At 41.2% G+C, this 8,795-nt stretch carries 8 protein-coding genes; 6 read left to right on the top strand and 2 right to left on the bottom strand.

All coding sequences use genetic code 11. From position 1 onward, the window contains the following. The coding region (locus Q1V93_RS01570; RefSeq protein ID WP_300660546.1) for a DUF2306 domain-containing protein at positions 1-511 on the bottom strand (511 nt) is incomplete at its 3' end. A 15-nt stretch (positions 512-526) separates the two neighbouring features. Beyond that, the gene (locus tag Q1V93_RS01565; RefSeq protein WP_300660544.1) at positions 527-1,327 is read right to left on the bottom strand and encodes a hypothetical protein; all 801 of its coding nucleotides are present in this window, start codon (positions 1,325-1,327) and stop codon (positions 527-529) included. 148 nt (positions 1,328-1,475) lie between these two features. Between Q1V93_RS01565 and Q1V93_RS01560 the strand changes: the two genes are divergently transcribed. The 6 genes from Q1V93_RS01560 to Q1V93_RS01535 all read left to right on the top strand — a co-directional run bounded on the left by Q1V93_RS01560 (position 1,476) and on the right by Q1V93_RS01535 (position 8,777). Continuing rightward, entirely contained in the window at positions 1,476-2,126 is a 651-nt protein-coding gene (locus tag Q1V93_RS01560; protein WP_300660541.1) for a DUF4290 domain-containing protein, read from the top strand. Positions 2,127-2,128: 2 nt separating this feature from the next. After that, the gene (gene murA / locus Q1V93_RS01555) at positions 2,129-3,436 is read left to right on the top strand and encodes a UDP-N-acetylglucosamine 1-carboxyvinyltransferase (RefSeq protein ID WP_300660538.1); all 1,308 of its coding nucleotides are present in this window, start codon (positions 2,129-2,131) and stop codon (positions 3,434-3,436) included. Between the two features lie 7 nt (positions 3,437-3,443). Beyond that, the gene (locus Q1V93_RS01550) at positions 3,444-3,959 is read left to right on the top strand and encodes a TlpA disulfide reductase family protein (protein WP_300660535.1); all 516 of its coding nucleotides are present in this window, start codon (positions 3,444-3,446) and stop codon (positions 3,957-3,959) included. 186 nt (positions 3,960-4,145) lie between these two features. Beyond that, on the top strand, positions 4,146-4,631 hold the full coding sequence (locus tag Q1V93_RS01545; protein WP_300660532.1) for a methionine-R-sulfoxide reductase: 486 nt from the start codon (positions 4,146-4,148) through the stop codon (positions 4,629-4,631). Between the two features lie 199 nt (positions 4,632-4,830). Then, positions 4,831-7,200, top strand: coding sequence for a zinc-dependent metalloprotease (locus Q1V93_RS01540; protein WP_300660529.1), 2,370 nt, complete (start codon positions 4,831-4,833; stop codon positions 7,198-7,200). Positions 7,201-7,460: 260 nt separating this feature from the next. Continuing rightward, the gene (locus tag Q1V93_RS01535; protein ID WP_300660526.1) at positions 7,461-8,777 is read left to right on the top strand and encodes a T9SS type A sorting domain-containing protein; all 1,317 of its coding nucleotides are present in this window, start codon (positions 7,461-7,463) and stop codon (positions 8,775-8,777) included. Positions 8,778-8,795 lie beyond the last annotated feature (18 nt).

Below are 8,795 nucleotides of genomic sequence, written 5' to 3'. Positions count from 1 at the left end.
CGTCGAATGCATAGGAATACAAACGGAGCGAAACGGCTGAAAGTGTTAGCGCGTAACTCCGCAACATCCATTTTCCGTGTGTGACGTAGTTCTTTTGTCTGACGAAGTAGTACGCCAGGAAAGTTGTTCCCAGCCACAAAATACTCAGAACCACAAAACTGGTTTGTGCCGGATATCCGCCATTGGCATAAAAAGACATCACCAATGCCGCAGGACCGGAAATCAATAGGGTGGTGACCAGGTAAATAAACCCGGAAACGCGGTGGATTTTGGGATATTTCGCAAGGATTGTTTTGCTGAATTGAAACAAACCGCTTGTAATAATCAGAATGCTGGTAAAGACGTGAATGTAAAAACTGAAGCGCCAGTGTTTGATGTGGTAAATGAGCTGCTTGGTTTTTAAAAAATCAATTCCCCTGTGCATTTCCAGGTACGGAACCGAGAGCAAAAGCAGCAAATAAGAAGCGTACAGAATTCCAATGACGAAAATGAACCAGGCAGTTTTTTTCATTCGGATAATGCCTGTTTAATAGTATTGCAAATCAATACTCAAACCGTTTGGCCCCTGGAAACTCGGAACTTCATCTTTCGGTTGCAGCAATTTGAATTTCATGTTTCGTTCCTTGAACTTCGTATTCTTCGCCCATTCGATTATCAATGTTTTCTCATTCTCAAACCTCCAGGAAGCTTTGATGGTTTCCAACTGCTCGTGCTTTTGTTCGTCCGGGTAATAGGTGAAAGTTGCCAAGCCGTTTTCTTCAAACTGAATGTTTCCGTTGTCAAGTGTCGAATACGAAAACGTTTCGAGGAAATTGCTTTCGGTAAGCGGGCCGCCGTCGTAAAAGCTTTTTCCGTCCAAAGCCTCTTTCATTTCCTGTTTTTTCAGCTTAAACTTCTTGGTTTTGATGGATGAATCTTTTGCCGTCCACGTACCGGTAACACTGAAATCCTTCTTTGAAATAGTGAGTACAAAAACGCCGTCGTACGGATTATCTCCGGGTTCACTCAAAGTCAGTTCAAAAGCATCTTTTTTCTGAACGACATCGCCGTTGATATTGCGCTGCAATCCTTTGTGAATGTTGTAACCGATGGCTTTTTTATCATTCACGTATGTGAGAAATATATTGATAAACCCGTCACCGAAATCACCGGAATACAATCCGCGAAGGGTATCGAAATCATATTCGGGAAACCACTCTTCGGTTTTTACAGAATCAGCCAGTGATTTTTCAGCTGCTGCAATCTGCTTTGTTTCCGCATCCGATGAGCAGGAAGTCAGTTGGATTAAGCCGATTATACCGATACATAGTGTGCAGATCTTTTTCATGAGTGCCATAATTTCATAGTTAAAAATAGGTTTTTTCAGCAAACGCACGTCAATTAAAAAAGAATGATTCCGGATTCCTTGAATTCGCTGTTTTCTTAATCCGATATTTCGATTTAAAACCGTATTTTTGAACTTTCGAAGAAAATTTATGGAATACAACACCACGAGACCGAAGTTATTACTTCCGGAGTATGGTAGAAACGTACAAGAAATGATTTCTCATGCCATGGAAATTGCTGACCGTGAGGAGCGAAACAAAGCTTCACGTGCAATTATCGAGGTAATGGGACAATTGAATCCGCATTTACGTGATGTGGATGATTTCAAACATAAGCTATGGACGCATTTGTTCGTCATGTCTGATTTCAAACTGGATGTTGATTCTCCTTACGAAATTCCGAAACCGGAAATGCTTTCAAGTAAACCGGAACGAATGATCTATCCGAAAGGAAAAATCAAGTTCGGACATTATGGAAAATATACACAGGAAATCCTGAGAGATTCAAAGAATTTAACCGCTTCGGATGAACGGGATTATTTGAAGATCACGATGGCCAATTTCATGAAAAAACAGTATTTGGCGTATAACAACGATGCTGTTGAAAACCATGTAATTGCCAATCAATTGAGAGATCTTTCCCAGGGAGAATTGATTCTTGAAAACCCGGATGAATTGATGAATACCAACCTGATTTTGAAATCGTTTGGAATTCAGCCCAATAAGCGCCCGAAAAAGAATCAGAAAAATCAAAAGAATTTTAAAGGAAAAAATCAAAACCAAAATCGTAATAAGAATTAAGTATGTCATCGTTTGAAATTTACGGGGGAAAGAAGCTAAAAGGCGAATTGACTGTTCAAGGCGCAAAAAATGAAGCTTTACAAGTTTTATGTGCTCCTTTGCTGACTTCTGAAAAAGTGACTATTTCAAATATTCCGGATATCGTGGATGTGAACAAGTTGATCGACTTGTTGCAAACGATGGGAGTGAAGATCGAAAAAGTGGAGCGTGGAACTTATATTTTCCAGGCGAAAGAAATTGATCTGGCTTATCTGGAAACCGAAGATTTCAAAAAAAGAGCGGCATCATTAAGAGGTTCGATTATGATCGTGGGGCCCTTGTTGGCTCGCTTTGGAAAAGGATTTATTCCGAAGCCGGGTGGAGACAAAATCGGGCGAAGAAGATTGGACACGCATTTTGACGGATTTGCCCTATTGGGAGCGAAATTCAACTACGATGCGGGTGAACACTTCTATTCGATTGAAGCAAAGAAATTAAAAGGAACATACATTCATTTGGATGAAGCTTCCGTAACCGGAACTGCCAATATTTTGATGGCTGCGGTTTTAGCGGAAGGAACGACGACGTTTTACAATGCTGCCTGTGAACCTTACATTCAGCAATTGTGTAAAATGTTGAATTCCATGGGGGCGAAAATCTCCGGAATCAGTTCTAATTTATTGACCATTGAAGGAGTTAAAGAGTTGGGTGGATGTTATCACCGCATTCTTCCGGATATGATCGAAATCGGTAGTTTCATCGGTTTGGCTGCCATGACGCAGTCCGAAATTACGATCAAGGATGTAAGCTGGGAAAACTTAGGAGTTATCCCGAATACGTTCAGAAGATTGGGAATCAAACTGGAGCGAAGAGGCGATGATATTTATGTTCCTGCCCAGGAATCGTATGAAATCGACACGTTTATTGATGGTTCGATTCTGACGATTTACGACGCACCGTGGCCGGGATTCACACCGGATTTGTTGTCAATCATTTTGGTTGTGGCAACCCAGGCAAAAGGAAGTGTTCTGATCCACCAGAAAATGTTCGAATCGCGTTTGTTCTTTACGGATAAACTGATTGATATGGGAGCGCAGATCATTTTGTGTGATCCGCACAGAGCAACGGTGATCGGTTTGGGAAGACACCACCATTTACGTGGAATTCAAATGACTTCTCCGGATATCCGTGCGGGAGTTTCCTTGTTGATTGCTGCGCTTTCTGCGGAAGGAAAAAGTGTGATCCACAACATCGAACAAATTGACAGGGGATACCAGGATATTGATATCCGTTTACGCAATTTAGGAGCGGATATTCGCCGTATTAATTAATAAGATTATGAAAAATTCAATCATCATTCTTTCGACATTGTTGTTTGTTGGTGTCGCTTTATCATCATTCAAATCCGTTAAAAGTGCACCCGCTGTTGGTTCGAAAGCACCTGAAATTGCTTTGACCGGAGTAGACGGGAAAATCGTGAAATTATCTTCGTTGAAAGGGAAGATGGTTTTGATTGATTTTTGGGCTTCGTGGTGTGGACCTTGCAGAAAGGAAAATCCGAACGTGGTTGAGGCTTACAACAAGTACAAAAAAATGAAATTCAAGAATGCGAAAGGCTTTGAAGTATTTTCTGTTTCGTTGGATCGTGATGAGGCAAAGTGGAAAGAAGCCATTAAAGCTGACGGATTGATCTGGAAAAGCCACGTTTGGGATAAAGCAAACGAAGCCGGAAAAGCATATGCAGTTCAGTTTATTCCAAGCGGATTTTTGGTGGACGGTGAAGGAAAAATTGTTGCTTCCGGAGAAGCTTTGAGAGGTTTGGGATTGCATGTGGAATTGGATAAGTGTAAATAACTGAACGTTAACGGAAAACCAATTTTCACAGCGTTAAAAAGATGCACAGACATCCCGCAGTGGCGAGACAAGTTGTATCTATTAGCCCAGTGAAAGCAGGGAGTTTGGAGTTTTTTATTCAAATAATTTCCCTTTCTCAAAATCCAAAATCCGTGGTTCAGCGTAAGTGATTAAAAACGATTGAACATGAAAAATTACTTGATTATTTTCGCACTGCTTTTCGGATTTTCCGCTTGTTCACAAGAAAAAACATCCGATTCAACTTCTGTTAAAAAGAACATCAGATACAACAAGCTGACAGCCCAGGAGCAAAGTGTATTAATCGGCAAAAACACAGACCGCGCATTTACCGGAGAGTATTATCAAAAAACAGATAAGGGAATTTATATCTGCAAACAATGCAACAATCCATTGTATCGTTCGGATGATAAATTTGAGTCGCATTGTGGCTGGCCAAGCTTTGATGACGAAATAAAAGGTGCGGTGATCCGCGTTCCGGATGCGGATGGAATGCGAACAGAAATCATTTGTGCAAATTGTAAAGGACATTTGGGACATGTGTTCACGGGAGAAGGCTTTACAGATAAAGATACCCGGCATTGTGTCAATACCAGTTCCATTCAGTTCTATCCATCGAAGGATTTGGATAAACTTCCCAAAGTGATTCGATAACATTGAAACGAGTTGTCGGAATCATTGGCAGCTCGTTTCTCATAATGCCTTCAATCGCCCGGATTTGCAGGCTACAGCTGTTCAAAGAGCATTCGTTATATTTTAGTTAAATTGTTAAAAATAAAGATTTAACAGTGTTTATTGTTTAAAATTAAACAATATTTCATAATATAGCCCCCTAACAAGTAAAATGCTATTCATGAAAACACTGAAATTTTCGGCTGCAGCCTTCCTGTGTATTGGAAGCTGTTTGAGCGCTCACGCTCAGGAATTGAGAAAAACAAGTTTGCCTAAACAGGCATATTCTCAGACCAAAGAATTCCAATTTGAAAACCAACAAAAGGTAAACAGGGTTTATCACAAGCTATCTGAAGTTTATGTCATGGATTTCTCCGGAGCCAAGACAAAATCTGTTCCGACAGAAATCGAACAAACCGCTTTACAAACACTCAGCAAAGCATCGTATGTGAATTATTCCAATCAGAAGGCGATCGGAGATTTACTTTCCCTGCGTCCGGAAGCTTTAAGCGTGCAATTGCCATTCGAAGACCAGGTTTTAATATTGGATTTGGTGCAGGCTTCGCTATTCGGAGACGATTTTTCTGTTCAATCGAATAACCCGGAGAAAGTGCAGGGAGTGAAGACCGGATTGTATTATCAGGGAACTATTCGCGGTACAAATTCAATGGTCGGAGTCAGTTTCTTTGAGAATGAATTCAGCGTTTTGATTTCGCGCGATACGCCGGAAGATAAAACCATCGAATGTGGATTTGTCCGTACTGACGGCAATTCAAATGGAACGCATATTGTGTATTCAGATGATGATTTGACGTTGAATATTTCACATGCTTGTGGTGCGGAGAATTTAGATCAGTATCACCAGGCTGTTGAACAGCTTTCAAACCAGCAGGGAATATTGCAAGATATTGAAAAAGCTACTTATAAGTGTGTGACCTATTTTTGGGAAACATCCTATAACCTGTATACGTCGAAAGGAAGCTCACAAGCGGTTACGAATTATATGACTTCTTTGTTCAACAACTTCCAGTTGATGTACAATAACGAGCAGATCGGATCCAAATTGAATCAGTTATACATTTGGACGACACAAGATTCGTATGGCGATAATTTAAACACGTTTTCAGCAAACCGAAGTGGTTTCGGAGCGAACCTGGCAACTTTGTTTTCTACTACCGGCGGCGGTGGAGTTGCCTGGTTGGACCAGATTTGCGGGAGCAATGAATACTATAAGCATGGGTTCTGCGGTTCAGTCGGAGGAACAATTCCTGCAATACCAAATTACAGCTGGGCAGTGAATGTATCTACGCATGAGGTCGGACATAATCTAGGTTCTCCTCATACACATGCTTGCAGCTGGACAGGAGGAGCGATTGATGGTTGCGGCCCGGCTGCCGGTTACAGCGAAGGATGTACAGGTCCGATTCCGTCAAACGGAGGAACAATTATGAGTTATTGCCATTTGAACAGTGTGGGAATGAATTTCAGTTTGGGGTTCGGGCCTCAACCCGGAAATCTTATCAGAAGCAGAGTGAACAGCTGTATTACACTGACTTGTGATACCGATGGCGGCGGATCCTCATGTACAACCGCTTTTGAACCCAATGAAACCCAGGCAGCCGCAGCGGCAATTACCAGTGGAACAGCTATTTCAGCTGCAATAGCAACAGCCGGAGATATCGATTATTTCAAAATAACAACTTCCGTTGTAACCAACGCTGTTTTCAATCTGGTTGGACCTTCAGGTGTGGATTTCGACATGACGATTTACAATAGCGCCGGTACGCAAATCGGTTCGGGAGCCGGAGGTACTGCAACTGAGTCGGTAACACTAAACGGATTGGCAGCAGGAACTTATTCAATCAAAATCTTTGGATATAACAATGCAGCAAGTTCGACGTGTTACTCCCTGACTGCAACAGCAACTCCTGTTACCAATTGTGCAACCGCTTATGAGCCAAATAACACCAGTGCAACTGCGGCAACCATTCCTCTCGGAACAACTATTTCAGCAGCCATTTCAACAAGTACAGACCCGGATTATTACAAAGTGACGACCACTTCTGTTGGAACACACTTATTTAGTTTGGTTGGACCAGGCGGAGTGGATTATGATCTGTATGTTTATAACAGTGCGGGAACTCAAATCGGATCGGGGCTTGGAACCACAGCAACAGAAAGTGTTTCCATTACCAATTTGGCAGTCGGGACGTATACGGTTTATGTAGTGGGATATAACGGAGCAAACAGCGCAACCTGCTATACTTTGAATGTATCGAAAACATCTGCCAGCTTTATCGGTGGTCAAACTGCTGAGCTTGCTTATACGGTTTATCCGAATCCGACAAAAGATAAGTTGACCATTAGCTCGTCAGATCCAAATGAAGTAATGACCGTTCAGGTAACGGATATGAATGGAAAAGTACTTTCAACACAGCAACTATTGAGCAATTCGGTTCTTGATGTTTCAACGATCAGTACAGGGGTTTACTTTGTGAAAATCGTGTCAGAAACAGAGAAAGTGACTCAATTGAAATTTATAAAGGAATAATTGAGGTGATTTATTAAAATATGAAAAGAGGCTGTTCTTTTGGAGCAGCCTCTTTTTTGTTTAATCACGGGGTGTGTGGTGAATGTGATTTTAACATCGTTAATTATTAAATAATTAGGTATTTTTTAATTCAATGGAGTTGTGTGAATCCGGTTTTTTGGACGCTTTTATTAGTTTGTATTCAGGCATAATACTTGCGTTTTCTCTTGGTGTTAGAGCTTCCATTTGGTATATTAGGAGGACACATCTAATTTTTTAAAATGAAAAAAAAACCATTATTCCTGATTTTAGGACTTGTTTTATCGTCCTTTTCATTTGGGCAAACTGTCTCTGATGATTTTACCTGGATCCCAACTGATTCAACGAACTCTGCGACGAGTCAAGCATTCAGTTTTTGTAATAACCAAACAGTAACATATACGGTTGCTTCCGCCGGTATCCGTTTTTGGAATGTTACTTCAAACAGTCCTTCTTTGTCCGGAATGATCATGCCGGCAACGATTCTTTCTACTGTAGCGACTGTTCCGATGAGCTTTTCGTTTTCTCAAACTGTTTGCAACCTGCGGATTCATTTCACAGATCTGGATGATAATGTGGGAATTGATGCTGAGAATTTGGGTTCAATTTCTCCAGCATATACAGGCCTCACTGGAAGTTTGACAGATCCCGGATCGTCTTCCAACGCGGTCGTTTCTCCCTCAAACAACGGAGAAGGGTGGATTGAATGGGATGGACCGGTTACCGGAATATCGTTTATTTATAACCGTGCCAGAGGCTGTGGACTTATTATCGACTCGATTCAATTTGAGTGTTGTTCCGTATGTAAGTGTGATCACCGGGCTTCGGTCGTTAGTTTAGGAAACGTTTCTCAAAGCGGACTTGTATCATCTACGATCAACTTGAATAGTAATGGTATTGCTGTTCGCTCTATCAGTATTGAACTGCCAACGTATGTTTCAACTGCGGATAATAATTGTTTGAAATGTGATCTGATCAATCAGGGAAGCTACGGAACCATATTGAGTGCACAGTCTATCTCAGGCACAGCCGGAGTTCTTTATGATCCTTTGTCGTTGGGTTATTCACGTACCATCCGTTGGGATTTTCCAACTCCTACAATTGTTAACCAAAATGTTCAGCTGAACTTAAAATTTCCACCGGTTCTGGATTTGAGTTGCTGTAAAAATGAAGTTGATTACTGTTTGAACGCTGTATTCAGAAACGAAGATTGTACTTCTTGTGAATATAACATTTGCACGAAACAAGCAAGCCAACCACGCGCAGAAACACAGGGTGCTCAAACGAAATTGCATGACGGGGAAATGCTATCCGGTCAGACAGATCTTTTCAGCCTTGTTCCGAATCCTGCAAAAAGCAAAGTAGAAATTATGCTTTCTGACAAATCCTTGGTTGGCGGCCAGGTGATTTTCACGAATATGTCGGGGATGAAAGTAATGGAAGCAAAAGTAAGCAGAGCAAGAGAAACGTTTGATGTTTCAGGACTTTCTTCAGGATCTTATTTAGTTGTGATCAGTAATAACGGTAAAAGTTATACGAAAACAATGATTATACAATAAGAAACAGTTATTTGTAAA

It is taken from the genome of Fluviicola sp., from assembly GCF_030151805.1.
GTDB lineage: Bacteria > Bacteroidota > Bacteroidia > Flavobacteriales_D > Crocinitomicaceae > Fluviicola.
Note: the sequence above shows the minus strand (reverse complement) of the source record. Positions and strands in the feature narration are given on the sequence as shown.

Excerpts from the sequence above, each read along its gene's own strand:
- Q1V93_RS01565 (WP_300660544.1), bottom strand. The coding sequence starts at position 1,327 with ATGAAAAAGATCTGCACACTATGTATCGGTATAATCGGCTTAATCCAA.
- Q1V93_RS01560 (WP_300660541.1), top strand. The coding sequence starts at position 1,476 with ATGGAATACAACACCACGAGACCGAAGTTATTACTTCCGGAGTATGGT.
- murA (WP_300660538.1), top strand. The coding sequence starts at position 2,129 with ATGTCATCGTTTGAAATTTACGGGGGAAAGAAGCTAAAAGGCGAATTG.
- Q1V93_RS01550 (WP_300660535.1), top strand. The coding sequence starts at position 3,444 with ATGAAAAATTCAATCATCATTCTTTCGACATTGTTGTTTGTTGGTGTC.
- Q1V93_RS01545 (WP_300660532.1), top strand. The coding sequence starts at position 4,146 with ATGAAAAATTACTTGATTATTTTCGCACTGCTTTTCGGATTTTCCGCT.
- Q1V93_RS01540 (WP_300660529.1), top strand. The coding sequence starts at position 4,831 with ATGAAAACACTGAAATTTTCGGCTGCAGCCTTCCTGTGTATTGGAAGC.
- Q1V93_RS01535 (WP_300660526.1), top strand. The coding sequence starts at position 7,461 with ATGAAAAAAAAACCATTATTCCTGATTTTAGGACTTGTTTTATCGTCC.